Origin of the sequence: Streptomyces sp. NBC_01717 (genome assembly GCF_036248255.1) — a bacterium.
In the GTDB taxonomy this organism is placed as follows: Bacteria; Actinomycetota; Actinomycetes; order Streptomycetales; family Streptomycetaceae; genus Streptomyces.
The window spans coordinates 8,842,037-8,867,880 of record NZ_CP109178.1 but is presented as its reverse complement, the minus strand read 5'-3'; the positions used below and the strand labels follow the sequence as shown (position 1 = coordinate 8,867,880).

Here is a 25,844-nt window from a genome sequence, read left to right as displayed (position 1 = left end):
ATGCGCATCGTGATCAGTGAGTTCATGAGCTTGGACGGCGTCGTGCAGGCCCCGGGCGGACCCGACGAGGACACGGACGGCGGCTTCGCCCACGGAGGCTGGTCGCACCCGTTCTTCGATCCGGAGGTGGTGGGCGGCGCCTTCGACGACGCATTGACCAAGGCGGAGGCGCTGCTGTTCGGGCGCCGCACCTGGCAGACGATGGCAGCGGCGTGGCCCGAGCGAGCCGGTGACCCGTTCGCCGACCGGATGAACGCCATCCCGAAGTACGTCGTGTCCGCGACCCTGGGCGACGACAAGCTGGCGTGGGTCAACACCACGCGCATCTCAGGCGACGAGGCGGTCGCCCGCATCCGGGAGCTGCACGACACCGACGGAGGCGACCTGTTGGTCATGGGGAGCCCCACGCTCGTGCGCACCCTCCTGCACGAGGACCTGGTCGACGAGCTTCGGCTCATGCTCATGCCGGTGATCCTCGGTGGCGGCAAGACGATCTTCCCCGACGACGGTGCGCAGCGCGCGCTGGAACTGGTCTCCACGGTCACCAGCGGGACGGGCGTGCAGGTGTGCACCTACCGGCCGGTCGCCGCCGGATAGGCCGGGGCAACTGGGCAAACGGGCGGGCGCGCCGGGCGGCGAAGCAGGGAGGGCCACCGCTCGTCCACAAGTCTTCCGAGGCGTCGGCCAGGCGGCAGTTCGGCCGAGTCCGAGCGATCGGGCGGGCGTGTTCCCGGGGGCGGCGCCCAGTGCCGCAGCAGCCGAGAAAGGCTCGGAATGGGCCCGGTCACGCCGGTTCCGTAACGAGGAGCAGGGACGCGATTTCCTGGCCCGGACCGGCGTGTGTCAGGGCGCTCACCAGGACCGTTCGACGGTAGCGTCGCCCTCACTCTTCTCTCTGCCTGGAGCCCCGGGGGTTTCTGCCCGTGCAGCAATCGTTCTTCGCGCTTCTGCTCGGTCGTCTGCTGACCAACCGGTGGTGGCGCACCTTTCATGCCCGGGCCGCACTGTCGGTGTCGGCGGCCACGGCCGCGGTCCTGCTGGCCGGGGCAGCATTGGTCGTTCCCGCCGAGGAGGGCGCGCCCGGCGCGAACATCACCTCGTTCCCCAAAGCCGTCTGGTGGGCCATCGAGACCGCGACGACGGTCGGGTACGGGGATCTGTACCCGGTGACCGCATGGGGGCGGGTGATCGCCTCCGTCATGATGCTGGCCGGTATCACCACCTTCGGCATGGTCACCGCGTCCATCGCCACGTGGTTCGTCGGCCGGGCCGAGCAGGATGCCCAGCATGTGGGCAGGGCTGTTCGCCGCTATGCCCGGCACGGCGAGGAAGTGTTCGACTCCGAGCTTCGAGCGCTGCACGAGAGATTCGACCGTGTGGAACGGCTGCTCGAGAGAAACGGCGAACGATAGGTGCCGACGGTCAGCCGGCCACCCGTCGGGCGCGGCCACGGCCCCCGGCGTGTGCGGGAAGCGGGAACAGCGACGGGGTGGCCGCTCAGTCCCCCGTCACCCCGTCGAGGCGTTCGCGCACCAGGTCGGCGTGGCCGATGTGACGCGCGTACTCCCCGATCATGTGGACATGCACCAGGCGCAGTGAGAAGACCTCGCCGCCATGTGTGAAGGTGTCGTCGAGCGACGCGTCGGCGATGACGGCGTCCGCGAGGCGGCACTCCTCGACCAGGCGCGCATAGTCGTCGGCCGCATGGGCAGGGTCCAGGTCCTCGAAGTCCGCGTCCTTGCCCCGGGACGGGTCGTACATCGGGTCCAGCGGCTGTCCGGCGAATCGCTCCCGGAACCAGGTGCGTTCGACCTTCGCCATATGGCGGAGCAGCCCGAGAAGGGTGAGGTTGGACGGCGGAACGGTCCTTGCGGCGAGCTGTTCACCGGTCAGGCCGGCGCACTTCTGCAGCAGCGTGCCGCGGAACCAGCCTAGATATCCCGTGAGCATCTCCCGCTCGTCGGCGACCAAGGAGCCGGGGGTGCGCTTCGCTTCAGGTGCTGTCCAAGTCATCGCATGATCATGCCTGTTGGCCGGAAGTCCGCGCCAGGCCCTTCACCAGTTTTCGGCGGTGTCCGATGTCCATGTGGTCGTCGTGGATGTGCTGATGTCGGTGGCCACTCCGATGATCAGAAACAGGATCAGCAGGGCCTTCCCTGCGCCGCTCATGACCAGCGGCCGGGTGGCAGAACGTGTCTGCTGCTCCGGTACGGACAGGGCGTCGTCCCCGAAGAACCCCTTGGGGTAGGCGGGCGTGAGCATCATGAAGTAGGCGGAGAAGCGCATGCTGTAGCGGAGTGTGGCGGCCGAGGCCTCGAAGAGGGGACGGGGCATGCGCCCCAGGATGAGCGTGATCAGCCACCAGATGAAGGACAGGGCCCACCAGCCCGACGAGGCGAGGCCCTGCACAACAGCCGCCGGAATCAGCAGGAACAGCCGGAAGAAGACGGCCGCCCGGTTGAGCTCCGTCGGTCGTACCTCGATCTGGACCGGATAGTCCGTCGGCGGGGTCAGCGTGAACGGCGGATAGCGGTCGATCAGCAGCATCGCACTCGCGCCGACCCGCATCCCGTAGCCGAGATATCCGGCGAGGAAGCGGAAGACCGGCTCGGGCAGCCGCCCCAGGACCAGGGCGGCGAACCATCCCACGATGACGGTGAAGAAGGCCGCGACGTGGAGGAAGAACAACACGATGAAGTGCGGGATCAGCAGTAGGAGTCGCAACAGGACGGTGAGTCGCCGTTGTCCCGGCGGCTCGACGAGGTCCAGGACGGGCAGCCATTCGCCGAGGTCCGCTCCCCTGGGGCCCGTCCACTGGGCGTCAGCCATCTCGCTCCTCCTCGGCGGGTGACATGTGCGCCATCGGCACACACGTCATCACCCCACGCTGAGCCCTCGGAAACCGGCCCGCAATCGGTCACGGGCCGATCGGGGCCGATACACCCGGCCGACCGGGTGAGGGTGGCGTCCGGCCCGGTGCGCACGAGGTCGTGTCGACCCATCAGGTCGCGATGCGTTCGTCCCGGCCGCTGAGAACGCGGATCAGCGCCCCCGGCCCGGTGGGACTTCCGGGGCCACATCCGGCCCCCGCACCCGGGCCACGGATCGGTAACGACCGCGAGCGGTTCAGGTCCCGTCGTGGTCCGCCGCTCCACCCAGCACCCGGTCCGTAGGGCCGGCATGACGACCTGTCGTCGCGGTCGGACCCGAACGGCCGGTTTCCGTACCCCTGCCCGTCACCCAACTCTCTTATCGTGCCTGTCGTTTGACGCGTTCGCATCAACGATGAGGGTGAGGGTCATGGGAGACGGACGGCACATGGGACACGGATGGCGTCGAGGGCTGACGACCGCGGCGGCCGGTCTGCTCGCTGTCGGACTGACTGCCGGATCTGCCCGATCGGCCGACACGGGTGAGTCCGCCTACTCGGCGACCACCGGTGTCGGTGTGCACAACGCGTACGAGAAGGGCACCTATCCCTACTTCGCCGACGCACTCGACTCCGGTGCGGCGCTTCTCGAGCTCGATGTGTGGACCAATGTCTTCGGCAGTTCCTGGCGGGTCTCGCACAGCAATCCGATCGGCAACGACAACAACTGCGAGAACGCCGCGAATGCGAGCCAGCTGCGCACCAAGGCGCGCAACCAGAATCTGGCCGGTTGTCTCGCGGACATCAGGGCCTGGCACGACGCACACCCCGGACACCGGCCGGTGGTGCTGAAGCTCGAACTAAAGGACGGTTTCCAGGCCAACAACGGCCGGGGCCCCGCCCAGCTGGACGCGCTGCTGTCCGACAAGCTCGGCAGCGCACTGTTCCGGCCCGCCGATCTGGCCGGTGACCACGCCACGCTCGACGAGGCGGTAAGGGCCGGCGGCTGGCCCGCCCGGTCCGCGCTCGCCGGGCGCTTCGTCGTGGAGCTGATACCCGGGACCGTCGAAGAGGGCAACCCCGCCGACACGCTGTGGACCGACCGGGAGTACGCCACTCATCTGCGCGATCTCGCGGCGGCCGGACGGCTGGGGGACGCGGCCGCCTTCCCCGCCGTGCACCGGGCCGAGGCCGGTGACCCGAGAGGGCGCTACACGGACGCGGGCATCCGGCCGTGGTTCGTGGTCTTCGACGGGGACGCGGCCACGTACGCCGGTGGGTCCATCGACACGGGGTGGTACGCCCGGAACCAGTATCTCGTCGTGATGACCGACGCCCACAATGTGGCGCCCGCCATCGACGGCACGAGCCCGACACAGGCTCAGGCCCTCGACCGACTCGCCCTGTTGGCGGGACGGCACGCGAGCATCATCACCGCGGACTGGCATGCGCTGACTCAGGTGCTCTCGACGGTCGTGCCGCGCGCGGCGGGTTGACGGAGGCGGGTGGGTCCGACGAGGTCACGGCGCAGCGCGGGCACCGGTTCGTCGTCTGCGCCGAGCCGCTCTCGGCGTAGCCGCGTACGGAGCCGTACGCGGCAGATCCGCCGGGAAGAGGGTCATGACGGCGGCAGGCGCCGTTCCGCAGCCGGATCGGTTCGGCTCCTGGTCCTCGAGGTCCGCCCGCCGGCCGGCGGGGGCGGCGTCGGCGACGACGTCGTCCTCGCAACCCCGTCCTCGCCCCCGGACCTTGCCGAGCGAGTCGGAAGGGTCCAGCCGGCCCCGTCGGACGGGGCACCCCGCGGCGCCCGTGCATCCACCGACGTCGCCGAAGTTGTGGCGTCACGCGTAACGCATCTGTCGGTTCACCGAGTGGAACCCTAGGGTGGCAGCGTGTCCACTCCTACGGTGCCCACCGGCCGGTTCAGCGCGGATCCCGCACGCGATCCATGGGGCGAGTGGGCGCTGATACTTCTGTCCGCCGCGTCCGGGGCCGCGGATGCGTTCGCCTTCCTCAGTCTCGGCCAGGTGTTCGCCGGGGTGATGACCGGCAATCTCGTGCTGCTGGGCGGCTCCGCCGCCGGTGTCGGCGAGCACGGGGTGGCACTGCGAGTCGTCACCGCGCTCGTTGCGTACGGCTGCGGGGTCGCGTGCGGCGCGTGGATGGGTGAGGGGCTGCGGTGGCGGCTGCCGATGATGCTGCTGGTCGAGGTGGTGCTGCTCACGGCAGGCGCCGTGCTGTGGGGGCTGGAGCTGATCACGTCCGACGGGGACCGGCTCGGGCTGTTGGCAGTGATCTCCGTGGCGATGGGGATTCAGGGCCGGATCCGCGCAACGCCGACCAACTACTTCACCGGCACGCTGACGTCGCTTGTCGGGCGGGTGGCACTGCGATCCCTGCGCGGCGAGGACGGCTGGGTGATGGGCCGGCTGATCGCTGTCGTGGTGGGTGCGACGGCGACTGCGTTGACGGTCCGGGTCTGGCCGGGCGCCGCTGCCTGGGTCACTGCGGCGCTGGCGGCGGGAGCCCTGCTCGCCGAGCTGGTGCCGGGGCGACCGTCCCGGGGGTGAGGAACGAGCGGACAGCGAGAAGCCCCGGCCGGATCGGGGGAAACCAGCCGGGGCAGCTTGGGTGCGGGCGCTCAGCGCGTCATCCACACGTAGGTGAACGATAAACCATCGCACCCTGTTCCCCGAAATCGACACCGTCGACTGTGACGCGTCGCACGGGACATCAGTGTCCGGCGGCCGCCGTCGTTCCGTAACGGCGCCGGAACTGCTCGATTCGTCCGGCGGTGTCCACCACCCGGTTGGTCCCGGTATAGAACGGATGGCTCGCGGACGAGGTCTCCACATCGATGACGGGGTAGCTGTTGCCGTCCTCCCATTCCACGCGCTGATCCGCGTCAGCGGTCGAACGGGTCAGGAAGGCGACCCCCGCGGCGCGGTCGCGGAAGACGACCTGGTGGGAGACGGGGTGGATGCGGGGCTTCATATGCGTTCCTTCCTCGAGGTCATGGATGGGGAGGACTGCCGCCGTCGGCCATGGCCGACGGGTCAGCGTTCCTCACGGAAGAGGACGTGATGCCCGGCGGCGGGGTCGAACTTGCGCAGGACCAGCCGGTCGGGATCGTTGCGGCGGCTCTTGCGTGTCACATAGGTCTGTCCCGTGCCGGCGGTCGACCTCAGAGTGACGACGGGGCGGGATTCACTGCGTGCCATGGGCACCTCCGGACACTGTCACCGACCCCATCCCACCCTTGTGGGAATGGGTGTCGTTTTCGTTCTGGTGCTGTAACGCGAGAGGGTCGGGCCGCATTCCCGTCCCGGACGTCCGCCCGGAGGGATGGGAATCGCGATCCAGCCTTGGATACCGGATACCGGGTACCGAAGGCCCGGCCCCACGACGAACCGGGACGATCCACCGTGCGCATCCCATTCGGGCATCGACCTCCCCGCCTTCGAACCCCTTCGCCGACCCCGAGGCCGTGGCCACCGTCGCGAGCACCGCCGTGAACACGTGACGGACTTGGACCGCAGCCCGGCGCGCCCGGACCCCGGACCGACGGAGCGTCAGCTCAGCGGCGGAGGCTCCGGCGCATATGCCCCGATCAGATGCGGTGGCCCGCACGGGAGCGGCGCACGCAGGCGCGCGGCGAGCCCCACGCGCCGGATGACTTGCATCAACAGCCGTGTGGAGCAAGGCTGTTCGAAGAACCGGCACTCTGCACAGCCTGTGGCATATGCCAGAAGCAACAACGCATCGAGTGTTGCCAAACCACTTACGGGCTCCCTCAGCCTGTGCCACAGTCGTGTTCGGTCCACCTTTCAGACCTGGTTGTGCCGCGCCTGTATCGGAGTACGAGATGCCGTCCCATCTGTCCGCGGACCGCCCCGCACCACAGCCTCCCGAGCGCGATGCCGTCGAGGTGCTGATCAACCGGACCCGTCGGCTGCGCGGAGATGTGGATGCTGTGCGGCGGGACGCGGCGCTGGTCGACGAGGACGATCCGCAGCTGCGCTGGCAGCGCGCGCTCTGTGAGCTGGCGGTTCATCATCTCGACGATCTCGGCACGCATCTCGGACAGCTCAAGGAAGGCCCGCCGCCCGGGTCGGCGGAACAACCGGCACAGGACGCGGAGCGGGCGCGGCAGGAGACCGTCGGCGAACCGCAGGCCGGTGCGCTGCTGAGCCGGGTGGGCAGCGCCGAGTGGAATCTGCTGACCGACGAGGTCAGTTGGTCGGAGGAGCTGTACGACATCTTCGGCCGGCCCCCGGAGGCGGGACCGCTGTCACTCGACGAACTTCCGGCCGTGCTGTTCCCCGAGGACCAGCCGCTGCTCACCGCGCTGGTGACGGACTGTCTCGTCGACGGAAAGCCGATTGACGGCGAGTTCCGCATCGTGCGGACCGACGGCCGGATGCGCACCCTGCACATGATGGGCGAACCTGTTCTCGACGCAGACGGCTGCACCGCCTCCATGTGGGCCGTCCTACGGGATGTCAGCGAACTGCGGCGCAGCCAGCGCGTGGTGCGCCAGACCGGCGACACATTACGGCGCCAGCAGCACATGGCACAGACCGAGCGCCGTATGGCGGTCGAGCTCCAGGAGGCCGTACTTCCCGCATGGCGCGGCTCGCTGCTGCTCCCGCAGCGCGGACCCGGCGCACTGGATGTCGCGGCCCGCTACCTGCCGTCGCATGCCAGTGATCTGATCGGCGGCGACTGGTACGACGCGCTGGAACTGCCGGACGGCAGGACACTGCTCACGGTCGGCGATCTGACCGGTCACGGTATCCCGGCCACCTCGGCCATGGCGATGCTGCTGGGTGCACTGCGCGGGATGGCGGTGGCGGGCATCGAGCCGGGCGCCCTGATGGGTCACCTGAACCAATTGCTCGAAGCGTCCGTGCAGCCCGCGCTCGGCAGTGCGATGTGCTGCCGTTTCGACCCCGTGACCGGAACTCTCGCCTGGGCGCAGGCCGGCCACCCCGCACCGCTGCTGTTCCGCAACGGAGCGGGGCGACCTCTGCCGTCACCGGACGGGGTGCTGCTCGGCGCCGCCTCCTCGGTCGCGTACGAGCAGGACGAGGTGACCCTGCTGCCCGGCGATGTGCTGGTTCTGCACACAGACGGACTGACCCGCCGCAGCGACCGGGGGGCGGGCCCGGAGGCGCTGCTCGCGCTCGCACCGCGCTTCGCCGAAGCGCGCACGGCACAGGACTGCGTACGGACGGTCGTCGAGGAGTTCGGTGGTACCGAGCGCCTGGACGACGCATGTGTGCTGGTCGCCCGTATCGGGGTATGAGCCCGGGTCGGGTCAGGAGCACGAGTGCACAGCCAGTGCGGCACAGCACGGGGACGTAGGCGGAAGCCGCCTGCTCGAGTCGTGCGGTGCTCGGACGGTGGGTGATCGGCGCCCTGTCGTCGCAGTGCCCCTGGATCAGATCTCCGAGCTTCTGGGCCGCCTGATCACGGAGCTCTGCGGCATCGCGAGATTGATCTCCTCACGCAGGTCCTCGATCTTCGCGTACCCGGCGAACTGTCCTGTGAGCCGGTACATCTGGCGCAGCCGGTCCCAGGTTCGGTGTGAGGAGGTCTCCCCCATCGTCACCAGGGCGAGCCGCGCGTATCGGTCGGCCTGCTCCGGGTCGTCGGCGATGAAGCACGCCGAGGCGAGCGAGATGTAGTCGAAGATCTTGGAGCGTTGGCGCCCGTTGGCGCGCAGTTCCAGGGCCTGCTTGGCGTGGCGCTGCGCGATGATGGCCACCGACGGATCGTGCTCGGCGAGCGTGCGGAACGCCAGAGCCTGCATGCCGTGCAGATCCGCCTCGTCGAACAGCTGCATCCAACTGGGCGGCGGCACATCGCCCTTGTCCGACACGAAGAGCTCCTCGGCCTTGCCGAGCGTGCGGCGCATGGCCTGGCCGCGGCCCATGGACGCCTGCGCCCAGGCCTCGATGGTGTGCAGCATCGCCTGGGTGCGTGGCAGCACCATGTCCCCGGAACCGGACTTGGCGAGCTTCATCAGGTCCAGCGCGTCGTCGGGACGGCCCAGGTGGACCATCTGACGGGCCGCCCGGGAGAGCGCCTCGCCCGCGCGCGGGCGGTCGCCTCCCTCGCGTGCCGCATGGGCGGCGATGACGAAGTACTTCTGGGCGGTGGGTTCGAGGCCGATGTCGTGGGACATCCATCCGGCGAGTACGGCGAGGTTGGCGGCAACACCCCAGAGGCGGCGCTGCAGATGGTCGGGGTGGCGGTAGGAAAGCATGCCGCCCACCTCGTTGAGCTGGCCCACGACCGCCTTGCGCTGGAGTCCGCCGCCCCGGGAGGCATCCCAGGCGCGGAACACCTCGACGGACCGTTCGAGTGCTTCGATCTCCTCCGACCCGATGGGTGCGGCCTCGTACCGGTCGAAGCCGGCCGGGTCCACGTGGAGGGGGTCGTCGATCCGTGGAGCATCGGCCGCCAACACGGGGTCGGTGTGCAGCCAGTCGTGCATGGGGCCGGTGATGGTCGATCCTGCGGCGAGCGCGGCGCCCGCGCTCACCAAGCCGCGTCGGTTGAGCATGAGGTCCATTCCCGTGAATTCGGTGAGGACCGCTGCCGTCCGTTCGGGCGCCCACGGCAGACCGTCGGGATTGTCTTCCGTCCCGACCTCTTTCCGCTTCCCCACACGCCCGCGCCGGCCGAACCCGAGGTCCTCGATGGTCACGACACGACCGAGTCGCTCGGTGAACAGGGCTGCCAGCACTTCGGGCACGGGATCGCGGGGGGACTCCCCCATGTCGATCCAGCGCCTCACGCGCGAGGTGTCGGTGGCCAGCTGCGGGTAGCCCATGGCCGCCGCCTGCCGGTTCACCATTCTCGCGAGTTCGCCCTTGGACCAGCCGGCAAGGCCGAACAGATCCGACAGACGGGTGTTGGGTTCTCCGGTCACGTCAAGCCCCCAGGTTCTCGGCTGAGTTGACAGTAACCCCCTGTCAGATGCCTTGCGACTATTCGCCAGGGTTCGCCAGGGTCCGCCAGATGGTCTGCCACCCGCACACCGGTGTCAGGTAGGAAAGCGCCACCCCGCCCGGCAGCCCTAGGCACTCCCCAGGGTGCCGAACGGCCGCCGGCCGGGGCGGCGCACGCAACTTGTCGGCGCACGAAGGGATCTGTCTCGCCCATGTACACAGCATCGTCCTCCGTGTCCGCCCCGCCCCGGCCCCTGCGTCCCATGGGGGCGGGCGCCGGACCGTACCTCGCCCCGCATGCCGGACCGTCCGCGCCCGGCACGGTCCGGCCCCGGCGGCCGGCGGGGCCGGGTGCCCCACCGCTCAGCGGGCGTCTGGATCTGTCCGGTCCGCAGGGCGCGCAGCTGAGGATGGCGATCGCCTCGGTGCACCGGATCTGCCCGGAGTTCAACCCGGTCCAGGTGCTGCGCCGCAGTGGGCGTTCGGTACTGCTCGTCGGCACCACCGGACGCACGACGGCGGTCGCGAAGTGTTTACTGGACCACTCCCCCGTCTGGTCGGAGCGGTTCCGCCACGAGATAGCGGCATACCGGGCGTTCGTCCGGCACCGTCCGCCGGTCCGGGTGCCGCGGCTCATCGCAGCCGACCCGGAGAACTGCACGCTGGTCATCGAGCGGATGCCGGGACGTGTGGCGGCGCTGACGAGGCACCCGTCGGAGGCTCCGCCCAGGGCCGATGTACGGGCCGCGCTCGGCGCGATCAGCCGGGTCAACGCCTGGCGGCCGGCCGCCGGGTTGTTCGACGCCCAGCTGGACTACGCGTCACGCATCGCCCGCTATCACGAGCTGGGTCTCTTCACCGACCGTGATCTGGGTGACCTGCAGAAGCTGCTGCACGGCCTGGCGCACGCGGGCGGCCGTCAGGGCATGGGGCAGTTCTGCCACGGTGACGCCCTGCTCTCCAACATCCTGCTGTCGCCGACGGGTCCGGTGCTGGTGGACTGGGAGCACGCGGGCTGGTATCTGCCGGGGTACGACCTGGCGACGCTGTGGGCGGTGCTGGGCGACGCACCGGTCGCGCGGCGCCAGATCAGCCAGCTGGCACAGGCCACGGGTCCGGCGGCGCGGGACGCGTTCCTGGTGAACCTGATGCTCGTACTGACGCGGGAGATCCGTACGTACGAGACGGCTGTGCAGCGGGCGATGCGGGAGACCACGCCCACGGGCGGCGGTCAGGAGCGTCCGGGTGTGCTGTCGTCGGGCGAGGAGCAGCGGCTGCTGCTGCGTCGGCTGCACGACGACTGCGCGATGGCCCGGCGGGCTGTGCGTGCTGCGGTCGGCACTCGCTGACGCGGCACCACCAGGGATGCGCGCTGCGGGTCCGGTGCCGACACACCGGGCCTGCAGCGCGCTGTTGCGTTCAGCCCCTCCGGCCATCGCGGAGCGGGGGGGCCGGTTCGCGGGCGGAGCCCCTGAAGGGCCCCGCCCGCTCAGCCCCGAGCTGTCACCGCACCCGCACCACATCCACCTCCGACGCCTTCACGAACGCGATCCGGTGTCCGATCTGCACCGTCACGTACTTCTCCGCGCCCTTGAAGTACGCATGGTCCAGCGGATACGACGCGTCGATCGTCGGCGCGTAGAAGAACCCGGTCGGCGCCTCGCCCCCGCCCGGGTACGACTGCCCGGCCTTGATCGTGTACGGCAGCGGCGTTCCCACCCGCTGGTCCGCGAAGTCCGCCGGGTACTCCGATTTCTCCGGGTAGGCGACCCCGTACACCGGCACATCGGTACGGCCGGCCTTCGGCCGGACGACGTAGCCGGCGGTCGGCACGGTGGTCCGGGCCTTCGCGGGAGTCTCGAACCAGGCCTTCTGGCCGTACCACCAGATCGCCGTCCAGCCGGGCGCGTGGTCTGCGACCACCGCCTGCTGAGTCGCGCTGATCTTGCTGCCCCAGTCGGCCGCGCAGTTCGTGCCGGGCGAGCCGTCGGTGTGCAGGCCCGGGTCGGAGAACAGCGGTGCGTCGGCGGACGGTTCGGTGTGGAGCGGGACGGCGCTGCTGCCCTGGACCGGCAGGTCGACGTTCTTCTCGCAGTCGCGGAAAGCCTGCTTGTTGTCCTTGAAGCGGGGGCTGACGGTGACCAGCGGGCTGCTCTTCGGTGCGCTCGGCACGGTCGTCGGCTTGCCGAGCAGCGCCATGAAGCGGTTCCAGTCCCAGTACGTTCCCGGGTCCCAGTGCATGTTCTTGGTACCGGCCGTGCTGGTGGGCGGCACGCCGTCGTGGCCGATGATGTGCTGGCGGTCGAGCGGGATGTCGTACTTGGCGGCGAGGTAACGCACCAGCTTCGCCGTCGAGTTGTACAGCTCGGGGGTGTACCACTTGGCGCCCTCGACGGCGACACCCTCCTGCTCGATGCCGATGGAGTGGGTGTTGACGTACCAGTTGCCCGCCTGCCAGGCGACGTCCTTGTCCTTGACCATCTGGGTGACATGACCGTCGCCCGAGCGCACCACATAGTGGGCCGAGGTCTGCTTAAGCGGGTTCTGGAAGATCTTCAGGGTGGTGTCGAAGTCTTCTTCGGTGTCATGCAGAACGATGAATTTGATCTTGTTGCTGTGTGGACGGTCCGCGGTGTCGTAGTTGCCGTACGTCTCCTTGTCGGCCGGATCGCCGGTCTGCTGATAGGCCGCCGGGACCCAGTCGCAGTCGAGGCCGCGCGGACACTCGGGCCGCACCCCGTCCGCACCGGCCTGCGCCGCGGGAGAGAGCAGCGCGAGACTCAGGGCGCCGACGGTGGTCAGGGCGAGAGTGAGTCTGGTCCTCTGCTTGGACGTCATGACAACCCTTCTTGGAACTGCGCGCTTCGAAAGTCGTACGTGGTCCGATGTCACTGTTCGGCTATGGGCGCACACTCTGTGACCTGAGGTGATAGCACGTCAAGAGCGCAAGGCGGGTTGTCGGACGAGCCACTGGACCAGACCACTGGCAGGGGCTCTGACCTGCGAAGGTCAGGAAGCAATGACTGTGTGGCGGTGGGGCGTTACCTGAGTTTTACGGAGCGGACGGGCAAGCGCCGCGGTCCGTCGATGCCCGCACGCACACGCACCTTTTGTGTGACTAATTCCTGGTGTGCGTGCCCCGGACGGCCGAAGGGTAGTGCTCGCGCGGACACGAAAGATCCGCGCGGGCCCCGCGCGGAAATTCTCGGAAAGGCCGGACGCACATGGCTCAGCCCTTCACCCTGCCGGACTTCTATGTTCCGTATCCGGCGCGGCTCAACCCCCATGTCGAGGAGGCGCGACAGCACACCAAGTCCTGGGCGCGCAGCATAGGGATGGTGGAAGGGTCCGGCATCTGGGAGGAGAAGGACCTCGACTCCCATGACTACGCGCTGCTGTGCGCGTACACCCACCCCGACTGCTCGGCGGAGGCCCTGTCACTGGTCACCGACTGGTATGTGTGGGTGTTCTTCTTCGACGACCACTTCCTGGAGCTGTTCAAGCGCACCCCGGACCGGGAGGGCGGCAAGCAGTATCTGGACCGGCTGCCGGCGTTCATGCCGATGGAACGAGGGGTGCGGACACCCGAGCCGACGAACCCGGTCGAGGCGGGGCTGGCCGATCTGTGGGCGCGGACGGTGCCGAGCATGTCCGACACATGGCGGGCCAGGTTCGCCGAGGCGACCGAGAACCTGCTCAACGAGTCGCTGTGGGAACTCGCCAATATCAACGAGGGCCGCATCGCGAACCCCGTGGAGTACATCGAGATGCGGCGCAAGGTGGGCGGCGCGCCATGGTCGGCGGGGCTCGTGGAGTACGCGGCGGGCGCCGAGGTCCCCGATTCGGTGGCCGATGAGCGGGCGCTGCGGGTCCTGCGGGACGCCTTCTCCGACGGTGTGCATCTGCGCAACGACCTGTTCTCGTACCAGCGGGAGGTGGAGGACGAGGGCGAGAACAGCAACGGCGTGCTGGTACTGGAGAGGTTTCTGAACTGCTCCACCCAGGAGGCCGCCGAGGCGGTGAACGATCTGCTGACCTCACGGCTCCAGCAGTTCGAGAACACCGCGCTCACCGAACTCGGGCCGCTGTGCGCGGAGAAGGGGCTCGATCCGACGGAGACCGCGGCGGTTCTCGCGTACGTCAAGGGCTTGCAGGACTGGCAGTCCGGCGGCCATGAGTGGCACCTGCGCTCCAGCCGCTACATGAACGACGGCGGCGCGGGCGAGGCCGCTCTCGGCTTCGGTATGTCCGCCGCGTCGATCCGCTTCACACCGCGATCGGAGCGGGCCCGGCTGCGCAGCCACACCCATGTGCCCTACCGGCACGTCGGCCCGTCGCTGCTGCCCGAATTCGACCTGCCGTTCGGTACGACTCTCAGTCCGCATCTGGCCGGGGCGCGGGTCCGGATCGTCGACTGGGCGCGCCGGATGGGGATCCTGGAGGCGCAACCCGGGGTGCCGGGCTCGCACATCTGGGACGAGGAGCGGCTCGTCGCCATCGATCTGCCGTTGTGCGCGGCGGGTCTGCATCCGGACGCCACGGCGGACGAGTTGGATCTCTCCTCTGGGTGGCTGGCCTGGGGTACCTACGGCGACGACTGGTTCCCGGTGGTGCACGGGCGGCCCCGGGACCTGGCCGGGGCGCGGCTGGCCAATGCGCGTCTCTCGCTGTTCATGCCGCTGGACGGCTCCGCAGCGCCGGAGCCGGTCAATGCGCTGGAGCGCGGTCTCGCCGACCTGTGGCAGCGCACGGCGGCCCCGATGGACGAGCGCGCACGGCACGCGTTCCGCACGGCCATCGAGTCGATGACGGCGAGCTGGCTCTGGGAGCTGGCCAACCAGGCGCAGAACCGGATCCCGGACCCGGTGGACTACATCGAGATGCGGCGGCTGACATTCGGTTCGGACCTCACGATGAGCCTGTGCCGGCTCGGTCACGGGAAGAAGGTGCCGGAGGAGATCTACCGCAGCGGCCCGCTGCGCTCCCTGGAGAACGCGGCGGCGGACTATGCCACGCTGCTCAACGACCTGTTCTCGTACCAGAAGGAGATCGAGTACGAGGGTGAGGTGCACAACGGCGTCCTGGTCGTGCAGAACTTCTTCGGAGTCGACTATCCGACGGCGGTGGCGATCGTGCACGACCTGATGAACTCGCGGCTGCGCCAGTTCCTCCATGTCGCCGAGCAGGAACTCCCGATCCTGTACGACGACTTCGGGCTGGACGCCGAGGCCAGGGAGATTCTGGCGGGTTACGTGGAGGAGCTCAGGCACTGGATCGCGGGCATCCTGATCTGGCACCGGGACTGCCGCCGCTACCGCGAAGAGGATCTGCGGTGGGGCTCCGGCGCCCCGTGGCACCTCAGTGGTCCCACGGGGCGCGGCGTCGCGGCGGCGCGGGTCACCGCGCTGTTCGCTCAGCGCTCGGCTCAGCCCTCCGCCACCAGCGTGTAGCGGCCGCCCGCACGGGCCTTGAAGGTCCTCTCGCCGCTCGGCCACAGGGAGCTGCGGACGGTCACTTCGCGGCTTCGGCCCGCCGTGATCACCACACGGCGGGCCTGCCCGGCGGACCATTCGATGTCGACGGTGAAGCCTCCGCGGGCGCGCAGTCCGCGCACCGATCCCTCCGGCCAGCCGGCCGGGAGGGCGGGGAGGATCTCGATCACGTCGTACTGGCTCTGCAGCAGCATTTCGGCGATGCCCGAGGTGGCACCGAAGTTGCCGTCGATCTGGAACGGCGGGTGGGTGTCCCAGAGGTTGGGGAGGGTGGAGCTCTTCAGCTGTTCCGCGAGCATCTTGTGGGAGTGGTCGCCGTCGCTCAGCCGCGCCCAGAAGTTGATCTTCCATGCTTTGGACCAGCCTGTGCCGCCGTCGCCACGCGCCCCGAGAGAGACCTTGGCCGCCTCGGCCCAGTTGCTGCCGGGTTCGATCTGCCGCCCTGGGTGAAGGGCGAAGAGGTGCGATACGTGGCGGTGGTCGTCGGCCGGGTCGTCCCGGTCGGTCTTCCACTCCTGGAGCTGTCCCCAGGAGCCGATCCGCAGCCCGGGGTCGAGTCGGTCGAGGGTCGTCCGCAGGTGACTGCGGAAGGCGGGGGCGTCGCCGAGCGTGCGGGCGGCCTCCAGGGTGTTGGTCAGCAGGTCATGGACGATCTGCTGGGACATCGCGGCGCCCGCGGTGAAGTCGCCGTGCTCGGGAGAGTAGCTGGGGGTGACGACGAGCAGCCCGTCGCGCGGGTCGGTGCGCAGATTGGCCAGCCAGAACTCGGCGGCCTCCTTCATCGCGGGATAGGCGGTGGAGCGCAGGTAGCCGGTGGAGCCGCTGAACCGGTAGTGCTCGTACATCTGCTGGGTGAGCCAGGCGGCGGCCTCGGGGAACCAGAAGGCGGTTGACCAGTCGTGGACGCCGGTGAAGCCGTACGGGTTGGTCTCGTTGTGCACCACCCACCCGGACGTCCCGAACATCTCCTTCGCCGTCCGGCGCCCCGGTTCCCGCATCGCCTCGATGTAGCGGTCGTACGGTGCGGTGGTCTCGGCAAGATTGGTGACCTCGGCGAGCCAGTAGTTCATCTGGAGGTTGATGTTGCTGTGGTAGTCGGCGGACCACGGCGGGGTGGTGGAGTTGTTCCAGACGCCCTGGAGGTTGGCGGGCAGCGAACCCGCCCGCGAGGACGCGATCAACAGGTAGCGGCCGTACTGGAAGAACAGCGCTTCCAGCGCCCGGTCGGCGGGGCTCGTACCGCCGGTGTACCGGGCGAGCAGCTGATCGGTCGGCAGGTCGGACAACTGCTGGCCGATGTCGAGGGCGACCCGGTCGAAGAGTGCTCCGTGATCGTGTACGTGGGCGGCCCGGACCTTCTCGTACGACGTTCCGGCCGCCTCGTCCACCGTGCGGGTGACCGCACGGTGCGGGTCGTCGCCGCGGTAGGCGGGATAGCGGTCGGCGTAGTCGGTGGCAGCGGCGAGGACGAACCAGGCGCTGTCGGCATCGGTGACGGTCAGCGTGCCGTCGGTCCCGGCCGTGACGCGGCCGCCACGCGTACGGACCCGGACCTGGGCCTCGAAGCGCAGCCCGTTGTCCTTCAGCGCGCCCCGTACGGTCAGCCGGTCCTCAGCGGCGGTCGCGGTGAAGTCGCTGCGCGGCGAGGTGTAGCGCAGGGTGAAGGAGACCTGTCCCGGGCGATCCGCTCCGAGCCGCCCGGCGATGACGCTGCCGGGGTGGGAGACGAAGAACTCCCGGGTGTGGTGGACGTCCTGGTGGGTGTAGGCGACGGTGGCGAGCGCGGTCCGCAGGTCGAGGGCGCGCCGGTAGGAGGCGTCGGGGGCGGCCGGGGCATTCGGCAGGTCGAGCAGCAGGTCGCCGAAGACCTGGTAGGCGCCGTAGCCGCGGCGAGCCTGGCCGAGCTCCGCGGCGACCGAGTCCGGGTCGATCGCACCCTCGCTGTCGAGGCGTTGCTGCACTGCGGTGAGCGCGCCAGGTCTGGGGGCGGTCCAGTTCCCGAAGTCGTACCCCTGGACGGAGCCGGGGCCGCCGGTCCACAGCGTCTTCTCATTGAAGGTGAGCCGTTCGGAGGCGAGCGTTCCGTAGACGCTCGCGCCCAGGGCGCCACCGCCGATGGGCAGTGATTCGCGCTCCCAGTCGGCGGCGGGGGTGCGGTACCAGAGAACCGGGTCCACCAGCGCCCTGGCCCGGTCCGGCCCCTGCGATCCGGACGATTCATCGGAGGTATTGGCGGCAGCCTCCGTTCCGGCGAGTACGGGAACTCCCAGCGCCAGGGCGCCTGTTGCGCCGATGGCTGTCTTCACTGTGGTGCGTCGCGTCATCCCGGGTGTCATAGCGCATGACGCTAAAGGTCCGACGACTGCCCGGACAAGGTGCATGACAAAGCAGCCTCATGGACAGAGGCTGCTCAGGGTTGGACAAAAGTGCCCCGCGGCCGTCCGGATCGGTACGGACGGCCGCGGCAGGGACGTTTCAGCCCTGCTGGAACAGCTCGGCGGGCAGTGGCTTCAACAGGGTGTAGAGATCGTCGGTGATGGGCCGGTCCCAGCTGGCAATGGTGACGAGCACCCCGTCGCTGCGGTCGAACTGGACGCAGGAGATCCGGGTCTCGGACAGCTTCACCCGGCGGACGATCAGCAGGTTGTCGCCCTGCATCACCGGCATGTCGTCGGTGCCGGTCACCTCGACCGGCTCGTCGTTCTCCAGCGCGAGCAGCAGCTGGGCGACCTCGAACGGGACCTGGCCCTCCTCGGTCTCGCGGGCGGGCGAACCCTCCGGGAGGTTACCGATGATCATCGCGGGGCCGCGGCCGCCGAACAGGTCGTACCGCAGGAAGACACCCTGACAGCTCCCGTCGGGTGCGGGCAGCAGACCGGCGCCGAGGTTTCCGGGCCAGTCCCCCGGGTCCATGGCCAGGACGTCGAAATCCGGGCCCGCGGGTGTGGCGGCGCTACGGCGGCGGAGGAAGGACATGCAGACATGTTACGTGTCCCCGCTCACGTTGCGGAGCCGGGCCCGCGCACGTCGGACGGCCGACCTGCGGGCCAAGGCGTGTCCGGCGCATCATGGCCCGACTCCGCGGCCAGCGCCTCCAGGACGTCCACCGCCTCGGTGCCGCGTCCGTGCGGGACGAACAAGTGGTCGTGGTGGTAGCCGGCCACCACATTGCAGCTCACCCCCGCATCGGTGAGAGCGAGCGCGACGGCGGCGGTGAGCCCCACGGCGTCCAGCGCGGAGTGGACGCGCAGGGTGATCCAGGCCGCCACATAGTCGTACGCCAGCCCGGCGGCGACGGCTTCCTCCTCCGGGAGCACCAGGGTCAGCCCCTCGCGCTCGGCGACCGTCACCACGGGAGCGACGCCGGTGGGCGCAGCCCCGTCGGGCACCGTGGTGAAGACGTACCGGCCGGCGTTCAGCACCGGCTTCATGCCGCTCAGCAGGGTTCGCAGGTCGCGTTCACCAGTCATGATCACCACGCTACGGCGGTTCATCCGGCTACGGGTGCGACAAGCGGTGCCACTCATGGTGGCGGGCCACCCGGGCTCGGTTGCCTGCAGGAGGGCTTGCACCACTCCTGGCGTGGGTGCTCCTTGATGAAGTAGCACACGCGCCGTGGGGCGTGACAGGCACGCAGCGCGGCGCCGTCCGGCGAGGAAGCCGATCACGGCGCGGGTCAGGGCGGCGGGCAGGGTGTCCTCGCACTGCGCTGCGCCGGTCGGGTGGTGCGAGGCGAGGGGCTCGCATTCGTCCGGCCGGTCAAGACGGGGGACGGTCGGGACAGCCGCGGCCGCGGCATTGAGCCGGTCGAGTGCCTCGGGTACGGGCATCAGGTTCCCGGGGCGTAGGTGGGACTCGGTCTTCTACTGGCCGCAGTCGGCCCGCCAGGTGCGGGTGCGCGGGCCCGTCGTCGCCGACAGTGCCGAGCGGAGCGCCGCGGACTTCGTGGCCCGTGGGGCGGGGGGGCAGGGCGGAGGCACTGCTCGGGCGGCAGAGCAGCCCGCTGACGGATCTCGCGGTGCGTGACGCGGCGGTACGTCAGTCGCTCGCCTGGGTGGAGCGGGAGCCGGATCGCGTACCGCCGGGATGGGCGCTGCACTCGGTGCAGCCACAGACCGTGGAGTTCTGGCAGGGCGACAAACAGCGCAACCACACCCGGCTCAACCACCGTGCCACGGATTCCGGTTGGGCGCACGAACTGTTGTGGCCCTGAGTCCGCTGCGCACGGGCCGCGCCGTCAGGTGAGGTCGAACTCGCCGTCGCGGGCGTTCACCACGAAGGCCCGCCACTCGGCCGGGGTGAAGATCAGCGAAGGACTGCCGGGCTTACCGGCGTTGCGCATCGCGATGAATCCCTCGACGAAGGCGATCTGGACATCCCCGGCCCCCTGTGTGCCCGACTGCCAGTCGGCGTTGCTGAGGTCGAGGTCCGGCTTGTCCCAGCCGGCAAAGGGCTGCTGGGTGGTGGTGCTCTCCGCCACGTCGGCTCCTCCCGCTAATCGTTCCGGCCAAAGCCTAGCCACCGGGGGCGGTCCCGGACAGGCCACGGCCAAGGCTGGCTCGGCCGGCCCGGGACGGCGCTCGCCTCAGGTGCGGGGAGGCTCGGCTCCGACCAGCCACATGGAGAAGTACTGCGCCCCGCCGCCGTACGCGTGGCCGAGCGCCTTACGGGCGCCCGGCACCTGGTGTTCGCCTGCCTGTCCGCGTACCTGCAGGGCCGCTTCGGCGAAGCGGATCATGCCGGACGCGCCGATGGGGTTGGTGGAGAGCACACCGCCCGAGGGGTTCACCGGCAGGTCGCCGTCGAGTTCGGTGACCCCGGACTCGGTGAGCTTCCAGCCCTCCCCCTCGGCTGCGAAGCCGAGATTCTCCAGCCACATCGGCTCGTACCAGGAGAACGGGACGTACATCTCGACGGCATCGATCTCCCGTCGCGGGTCGGTGATCCCGCCCTGCCGGTACACATCGGCCGCGCAGTCCTTGCCCGCCTGCGGCGAGACGAAGTCCTTGCCGGCGAACAGGGTGGGTTCACTGCGCATCGCGCCGCCGTGCACCCAGGCGGGCGGATGCGGCGAACGGTCGGCGCCCGTCCCGTCGGTGAGGATCATCGCGCACGCGCCGTCCGAGGACGGGCAGGTCTCGGAGTAGCGGATCGGGTCCCAGAGCATCGGTGCGGCCTGCACCTTCTCCAGGGTGATGTCCGGGTCGTGGATGTGTGCGTACGGGTTCTTGAGCGCGTTGCGCCGGTCCTTGTAGGCGACGAGGGAGCCGACCGTCTCGGGCGCCCCGGTGCGGCGCATGTACGCGCGCACGTGCGGGGCGAAGAAGCCGCCCGCGCCCGCGAGCAGCGGCTGCTGGAACGGGATGGGCAGCGACAGTCCCCACATGGCGTTGGACTCGGACTGCTTCTCGAAGGCCAGGGTGAGCACGGTGCGGTGCACCCGCGCGGCGACGAGATTGGCGGCGACGAGCGCGGTGGATCCACCGACCGAGCCCGCGGTGTGCACGCGGAGCATCGGTTTGCCGACCGCGCCGAGGGCGTCGGCGAGATAGAGCTCCGGCATCATCAGGCCCTCGAAGAAGTCGGGTGCCTTGCCGATGACCACGGCGTCGATGTCCGCCCATGTCAGGGCGGCGTCCTCCAGCGCGCGGACGGCGGCCTCGCGGACGAGACCGGCGAGGGACACGTCCCGGCGGGCGGAGACATGCTTGGTCTGGCCGATGCCGACGACGGCCACGGGCTCCTTAGACATGGGTGGTCTCCCCTTCGAGGACGGCGACCAGATTCTGCTGCAGACAGGGTCCCGATGTGGCGTGGGCCAGCGCCCGGTCGGACTCGCCGCGGTGGATACGGGCCGCGGCCTCGCCGAGCCGGATCAGTCCGGCGGCCATGACGGGGTTGGCGGCGAGCGCACCGCCGGACGGGTTGACGCGGACGCTGTCGTCGAGCCCGAGCGCCCTGCGCAGAACGACCTCCTGGGAGGTGAACGGGGCATGCAACTCCGCGGTGTCGACGGGCCGTTCGAAGGCCCCGGCCCGTTCGGCGGCGAGCCGGGCCGACGGCGAGTCGGTGAGCTCCCGCACCCCGAGACTGTGGGCCTCGATGCGGTGGTCGATGCCGCGGATCCAGGCCGGGCGGGTGCACAGAGCGCGCGCGGTGTCACCGGCGGCGAGAACCACGGCTGCGGCGCCGTCGCCGACCGGCGGGCAGTCACCGGTGCGCAACGGCTGGACGACATAGTCGCCGGCCGGTACGGAGCCCGCGAGCTGTGCGTGCGGGTTGTGCGCGGCGGCGGTGCGGTTGCGGGCGGCGATCGAGGCGAGGGCGGCCTCGTCGGTTTCACCCGCGTCGATCAGCGCCTGGGCCTGGAGTGCGGCGAGCGCGACGGAGTCGGGCCAGAGCGGGCCGACGTAGTACGGGTCGAGTTGGCGGGTGAGGACGTCGCGCACCTCACCGGGCGAGGACTTCCCATAGGCGTAGACGAGGGCGGTGTCGGCCTCGCCGGTCCGGAGTTTCACCCATGCCTCGTACAGCGCCCAGGCGCCGTCCATCTCCACATGGGACTCGGAGATCGGCGGCTGGGCGCCGACGCCGTCGAGGGCCATGGTGAAGGAGAAGGCGCGACCGGCGAGGTAGTCGCTGGATCCAGAGCAGGTGAAGCCGATGTCACGCGCCCTGAGGCCGGTCGCGTCGAGGACCTGATGCAGGACCGGCATGAGCATTTCGACCTCGGAGAGGTCGTCGGTGCGCCGCCGATGGTCCGTCTGCGCGAAGGCGACGATCGCTACGTCTCGCATCTACAGCAGCTCCTTGTACGCGTCGTAGTCGGCGTCCGGCTCTCCGGTGGGCCGGTAGTGGTCGGGGTGGCGGGCGCCCTCGGTCCAGACGGGTTCGACCCGCAACCCCATCCGCACCTGGTCGTACGGGATGCCGCCGATCCGCCCGTGCAGGGCGAGGTCGGCGCCGTCGAGGGCGATGTGGGCGTAGACGTACGGGACCTCGATGTCCAGGTTCTTCGCCTTGATGTTGACGATGCAGTACGTGGTGACGGTGCCGCGCGGGCCGACCTCGACCTGTTCGGCGGTGGCCACGCCGCAGGTGGGGCAGGCGCCGCGGGGCGGGACGTACACCTTGCGGCAGGACGGGCAGCGCTCGCCGACGGTGCGCTGCTCGGAGAGGGCGTTGAGGTACGCGCTCTGGGCGCGGCCGGGGGTGTACGTGTAGTCGAGGCGGGCCGGGGTGACGATGCCGGTGACGGGGTCGGCGAACTCGCCGCTGTGCGGGGTGCTTTCGGCCGTCGCCTCGCTCTCGTACGGTTCGAAGCAGGCGATGTCCGTGATGGCACCGGTGCGCTGCGGGGCCCAGCGGATCCGGACCCGCATGCCGGTGTTCACGGCTTCGGGCCCCGGAGCGTCGAGGACATGGAGCAGGGCGGTGTCGGCCCCGTCCAGCTTGACCAGCACCCAGGCGAACGGGGTGGCCAGGGGCTGGTCGCGGCGCGGGGCCGGGTTCCAGGCCCAGGTGGTGACGGTGCCGGTGGTGGCGACCTCGGCCAGTTCGCACAGCTCCTCGGCGGTGACGGGGTCGTACTCGACGGGCGGGACCAGGACCCTTCCGTCGCCGGTCCGCACGCCGAGCACCGTCCGTTCGCGCAGTCCGGTCAGGAAGGCGCTCTGGACCGGGCCGAGGGAGCGGGTGAAGGGGAACTCGACCACCAGTGGTGCGCTGAGGACGTCGGGCACGGTTGTCTCCTTGGCTCAGGCGCGCCGGTAGACGGGCGGGCGCTTCTCGGCGAAGGCGCGGGCGCCTTCCTTGGCGTCGGCGGTCGCGAATACCGGCCAGCCGCGCTTCAGCTCGGCAGCGAGCCCATCGGTCTCGGTCATCTCGGCGGTCTCGTACACGGAGGCCTTGACGGCCTCGACGGCGAGCGGGCCGCAGGCATTGATCCGCTCGGCGACGTCGAGTGCCTGTTCCAGTGCGGTGCCGTCGGGGACGACTCTGCCGATCAGCCCGATGCGGGCTGCTTCGTCGGCGCTGTACGGGCGTCCGGTGAGGAGCATCTCGAGGGCGTGGGTGCGGGCGATCTGGCGCGGCAGCCGTACCGTCGAGCCGCCGATGGGGAACAGTCCCCGCTTGACCTCGAAGAGCCCGAAGGTGGCGCTCGCACCGGCGATACGGATATCGGTGCCCTGCAGGATCTCGGTTCCGCCTGCCACGCAGTACCCCTCGACGGCGGCGATGACCGGCTTGCGGGGGCGGTGGTGGCGCAGCATCGCCTTCCAGTGCAGGTCGGGGTCGGCCGTCATTCGGTCCCGGTACTGCTCGCCCTCCATGCCCTTGCCCGCGAGGGCCTTGAGGTCCATGCCGGCGCAGAAGGAGCCTCCTGCGCCGGTGAGGACGACGGAGCGTATTCCGTCGTCCTCGTCCGCGGCCAGCCAGCCGTCGTACAGCCCGACCAGCATCGGCAGCGAGAGCGCGTTCTTCGCCTCCGGCCTGTTCAAGGTGAGCACCAGTGTGGCGCCTTCGCGCTGCACGGTGAGGTGTTCCGTACCACCCATTGCCTGCCTCCCGTCTCCAGATCTAGAACAGGTTGCAGTAGGTGGGGGCCCAGTTCAATAGTTTTCTGACAGTCAGTCAGATTTCTTCGGTGGCGCCCCTTCCCAGTTGTGCCGGTCGGCGCTCTAATGACCGCCGGACCACTCAGCATCCGGGGTCAGGAGGAACGGTGGAGTACAACCTTGCCGACCTGTTCGAGTCGGTCGTCGACGCGGTCCCGGATCGTGAGGCGCTCGTGTATCTCGACCATCCCGGTACGGGTGCCGAGCGGCGGCTCACCTATGCGGAGCTGGACGGAGCCGCCAACCGGATCGCCCACCATCTGATCGACGCCGGTCTGACCCCCGGCGAGCACCTCGGGCTCCACCTCTACAACGGCATCGAGTACCTCCAGACCGTACTGGCCTGCCTCAAGGCGCGCATCGTCCCGGTGAACGTCAACTACCGGTATGTGGAAGACGAGTTGGTCTACCTCTATCGGGACGCGGATCTGGCGGCCCTGGTCTTCGACGCCGAGTTCGACGAGCGGGTCGCGGCCGCCGCACCGAGAGCACAAAAGCTCCGCCATCTCGTACGGGTCGGTACGCCGGCGGCGGGCGCCCCGGGTCCGGATGCCGTGGCGTTCGCCGACGCCGAGGCGGACGGGGATCCCGAGGGCGGTTTCGCGCCCCGATCGGCCGACGACCAGTTCATCATCTACACCGGTGGCACCACGGGCTTGCCCAAGGGCGTGATGTGGCGCCAGGAGGACCTCTTCTTCTCCGGTCTCGGCGGCGGCGCGCCGACCGGCGACCCGGTGAAGACCCCGCAGGAGCTGGCCGAGCGGGTCGCCGCGGGCGGCGACGGCATCACCTTCTTCCCCACTCCCCCACTGATGCACGGAACTTCGACGCTGACCGCGTTCATCGGGTTCAACTTCGGTCAGCGGGTCGTCGTCCACCGCAAGTTCGTGCCCGAGGAGGTGCTCCGTACGATCGAGAAGGAGAAGGTCACCAGTGTGTCGCTGGTTGGTGACGCGATGCTGCGGCCGCTGATCGACGCGCTGCGGGGGCCACTGAAGGGCACCGACTGCTCGTCTCTGTTCTCCGTCTCCAGCTCGGGCGCGATCATGTCCGACTCGGTGCGCGCGGAGTTCCAGTCGCTGGTGCCCACCGTGATGCTGCTCAACAACTTCGGCTCGTCGGAGTCCGGCTTCAACGGCACCGCAACGGCCGACTCGGGGCCGGAGAACGGGTTCCGCATCCAGGTCAACTCCCGTACGGCGGTCGTCGACCCGACGACGTACGAACCGGTGGCGCCGGGCGAGCCGGGCCGGATCGCCCAGCGCGGCCACGTACCGCTCGGCTACTACAACGACCCGCGCAAGACCGCGGAGACGTTCTTCCGCAGGGGCGGGGAGCGATGGGTGCTGCTCGGCGACATGGCCACCGTCGACGCGGAGGGCATCGTCACGGTCCTCGGCCGCGGCTCGCAGTGCATCAACACCGGGGGCGAGAAGGTGTACCCGGAGGAGGTCGAACAGGCGCTCAAGTCCCATCCGGACGTGTACGACGCGCTGGTCGCCGGGGTGCCCGACGAACGGTGGGGAAACCACGTCGCGGCGGTGGTGCAACTGCGGGAGGGAGCGGCCGAACCCTCGCTCGACGAGGTCCAGGCGCACTGCCGGACCCGTCTCGCCGGATACAAGATCCCCCGGCAGCTGGTGATCGCCCCGCGGATCCAGCGCTCGCCCAGCGGCAAGGCCGACTACCGGTGGGCCCGCTCGATCGTCGCGCCCGGCCGTGGACCGCAGGTCTGAACGCCTGTGCTTGATCCCGGGCCCGACCCGGGTGCGAGGACCGGCACCGAGCCTGCAATCTCACCCGAGTGCGCCGCCGCGCGTCCACCACTTGTGCGCAGCGGCTGTTCCGACGTAAGCCATTCGGGCACGTGATGTGTCCAACCGCTCACCCTGCGTGGCATCGAGGG

General features: G+C 69.8%; 21 protein-coding genes and 2 pseudogenes. 9 read left to right on the top strand and 14 right to left on the bottom strand.

The window, feature by feature from the left end; genetic code table 11:
- Together OHB49_RS40110 and OHB49_RS40105 are read left to right on the top strand one after the other, a co-directional pair.
- A complete protein-coding gene (locus tag OHB49_RS40110; protein ID WP_329165860.1) occupies positions 1-597 on the top strand; it encodes a dihydrofolate reductase family protein in 597 nt (198 codons plus the stop codon).
- Positions 598-923: 326 nt separating this feature from the next.
- A complete protein-coding gene (locus OHB49_RS40105) occupies positions 924-1,412 on the top strand; it encodes a potassium channel family protein (protein WP_037852992.1) in 489 nt (162 codons plus the stop codon).
- An 85-nt stretch (positions 1,413-1,497) separates the two neighbouring features.
- Here the strand turns inward: OHB49_RS40105 and OHB49_RS40100 are convergent, their stop codons facing one another.
- Both OHB49_RS40100 and OHB49_RS40095 read right to left on the bottom strand, forming a co-directional pair.
- The gene (locus tag OHB49_RS40100; protein WP_329165859.1) at positions 1,498-2,013 is read right to left on the bottom strand and encodes a DinB family protein; all 516 of its coding nucleotides are present in this window, start codon (positions 2,011-2,013) and stop codon (positions 1,498-1,500) included.
- Positions 2,014-2,055: 42 nt separating this feature from the next.
- Complete coding sequence (locus OHB49_RS40095) at positions 2,056-2,829, bottom strand: DUF4389 domain-containing protein (protein ID WP_329165858.1); 774 nt, start codon at positions 2,827-2,829, stop codon at positions 2,056-2,058.
- Between the two features lie 471 nt (positions 2,830-3,300).
- On the opposite strand from OHB49_RS40095, the gene OHB49_RS40090 reads away from it, so the two are divergent.
- Entirely contained in the window at positions 3,301-4,365 is a 1,065-nt protein-coding gene (locus tag OHB49_RS40090; RefSeq protein WP_329165857.1) for a phosphatidylinositol-specific phospholipase C domain-containing protein, read from the top strand.
- Between the two features lie 471 nt (positions 4,366-4,836).
- Positions 4,837-5,536: pseudogene (locus OHB49_RS40085) on the top strand (YoaK family protein).
- 66 nt (positions 5,537-5,602) lie between these two features.
- Here the strand turns inward: OHB49_RS40085 and OHB49_RS40080 are convergent.
- The gene (locus OHB49_RS40080; RefSeq protein WP_329165855.1) at positions 5,603-5,863 is read right to left on the bottom strand and encodes a type B 50S ribosomal protein L31; all 261 of its coding nucleotides are present in this window, start codon (positions 5,861-5,863) and stop codon (positions 5,603-5,605) included.
- A gap of 62 nt (positions 5,864-5,925) precedes the next feature.
- Positions 5,926-6,090: a 50S ribosomal protein L33 gene (gene rpmG / locus OHB49_RS40075; RefSeq protein WP_329165854.1), complete on the bottom strand. Its 165-nt coding sequence runs from the start codon at positions 6,088-6,090 to the stop codon at positions 5,926-5,928.
- Positions 6,091-6,734: 644 nt separating this feature from the next.
- Here rpmG and OHB49_RS40070 point away from each other — a divergent pair.
- Positions 6,735-8,177, top strand: coding sequence for a PP2C family protein-serine/threonine phosphatase (locus tag OHB49_RS40070; protein ID WP_329165853.1), 1,443 nt, complete (start codon positions 6,735-6,737; stop codon positions 8,175-8,177).
- Between the two features lie 135 nt (positions 8,178-8,312).
- Here OHB49_RS40070 and OHB49_RS40065 read toward each other — a convergent pair whose 3' ends face one another.
- Positions 8,313-9,809 (bottom strand): DNA-binding protein NsdB, encoded by a 1,497-nt coding sequence (locus OHB49_RS40065; protein ID WP_329165852.1) that lies wholly within the window; start codon positions 9,807-9,809, stop codon positions 8,313-8,315.
- A 231-nt stretch (positions 9,810-10,040) separates the two neighbouring features.
- Between OHB49_RS40065 and OHB49_RS40060 the strand changes: the two genes are divergently transcribed.
- Positions 10,041-11,177, top strand: coding sequence for an aminoglycoside phosphotransferase family protein (locus tag OHB49_RS40060; RefSeq protein ID WP_030975393.1), 1,137 nt, complete (start codon positions 10,041-10,043; stop codon positions 11,175-11,177).
- A 154-nt stretch (positions 11,178-11,331) separates the two neighbouring features.
- On the opposite strand, the gene OHB49_RS40055 is transcribed toward OHB49_RS40060, so the two are convergent.
- The gene (locus OHB49_RS40055) at positions 11,332-12,666 is read right to left on the bottom strand and encodes an N-acetylmuramoyl-L-alanine amidase (protein WP_313935399.1); all 1,335 of its coding nucleotides are present in this window, start codon (positions 12,664-12,666) and stop codon (positions 11,332-11,334) included.
- Positions 12,667-13,052: 386 nt separating this feature from the next.
- On the opposite strand from OHB49_RS40055, the gene OHB49_RS40050 reads away from it, so the two are divergent.
- Positions 13,053-15,278 carry a terpene synthase family protein gene (locus OHB49_RS40050; RefSeq protein WP_329165851.1) on the top strand — a complete coding sequence of 742 codons (2,226 nt, stop codon included), beginning with the start codon at positions 13,053-13,055 and terminating at the stop codon, positions 15,276-15,278.
- On the opposite strand, the gene OHB49_RS40045 is transcribed toward OHB49_RS40050, so the two are convergent.
- The 3 genes and pseudogenes from OHB49_RS40045 to OHB49_RS40035 all read right to left on the bottom strand — a co-directional run.
- Entirely contained in the window at positions 15,254-17,644 is a 2,391-nt protein-coding gene (locus OHB49_RS40045; RefSeq protein WP_329165850.1) for a glycoside hydrolase family 95 protein, read from the bottom strand. The two genes, OHB49_RS40050 and OHB49_RS40045, sit on opposite strands and share 25 nt — an antisense overlap.
- A gap of 151 nt (positions 17,645-17,795) precedes the next feature.
- Complete coding sequence (locus OHB49_RS40040) at positions 17,796-18,296, bottom strand: hypothetical protein (RefSeq protein WP_030928952.1); 501 nt, start codon at positions 18,294-18,296, stop codon at positions 17,796-17,798.
- A gap of 98 nt (positions 18,297-18,394) precedes the next feature.
- Positions 18,395-18,790 (bottom strand): annotated as a pseudogene (locus OHB49_RS40035) (ACT domain-containing protein); the annotation flags it as partial.
- Positions 18,791-19,272: 482 nt separating this feature from the next.
- Here OHB49_RS40035 and OHB49_RS40030 point away from each other — a divergent pair.
- Entirely contained in the window at positions 19,273-19,533 is a 261-nt protein-coding gene (locus tag OHB49_RS40030) for a pyridoxine 5'-phosphate oxidase C-terminal domain-containing protein (RefSeq protein WP_329165849.1), read from the top strand.
- A gap of 24 nt (positions 19,534-19,557) precedes the next feature.
- On the opposite strand, the gene OHB49_RS40025 is transcribed toward OHB49_RS40030, so the two are convergent.
- The 5 genes from OHB49_RS40025 to OHB49_RS40005 form a co-directional block, all read right to left on the bottom strand.
- Complete coding sequence (locus OHB49_RS40025; RefSeq protein ID WP_313935404.1) at positions 19,558-19,800, bottom strand: DUF397 domain-containing protein; 243 nt, start codon at positions 19,798-19,800, stop codon at positions 19,558-19,560.
- A gap of 105 nt (positions 19,801-19,905) precedes the next feature.
- The gene (locus OHB49_RS40020) at positions 19,906-21,072 is read right to left on the bottom strand and encodes a thiolase domain-containing protein (RefSeq protein WP_329165848.1); all 1,167 of its coding nucleotides are present in this window, start codon (positions 21,070-21,072) and stop codon (positions 19,906-19,908) included.
- Entirely contained in the window at positions 21,065-22,117 is a 1,053-nt protein-coding gene (locus OHB49_RS40015; protein WP_329165846.1) for a thiolase domain-containing protein, read from the bottom strand. The genes OHB49_RS40020 and OHB49_RS40015 overlap by 8 nt, the downstream gene beginning before the upstream one ends.
- On the bottom strand, positions 22,118-23,062 hold the full coding sequence (locus OHB49_RS40010; RefSeq protein ID WP_329165845.1) for a Zn-ribbon domain-containing OB-fold protein: 945 nt from the start codon (positions 23,060-23,062) through the stop codon (positions 22,118-22,120).
- 15 nt (positions 23,063-23,077) lie between these two features.
- Positions 23,078-23,878: a crotonase/enoyl-CoA hydratase family protein gene (locus OHB49_RS40005; protein WP_329165844.1), complete on the bottom strand. Its 801-nt coding sequence runs from the start codon at positions 23,876-23,878 to the stop codon at positions 23,078-23,080.
- A 167-nt stretch (positions 23,879-24,045) separates the two neighbouring features.
- Here OHB49_RS40005 and OHB49_RS40000 point away from each other — a divergent pair, with 167 nt between their 5' ends.
- Positions 24,046-25,674 (top strand): acyl-CoA synthetase, encoded by a 1,629-nt coding sequence (locus tag OHB49_RS40000; RefSeq protein ID WP_329165843.1) that lies wholly within the window; start codon positions 24,046-24,048, stop codon positions 25,672-25,674.
- Positions 25,675-25,844: the final 170 nt, after the last annotated feature.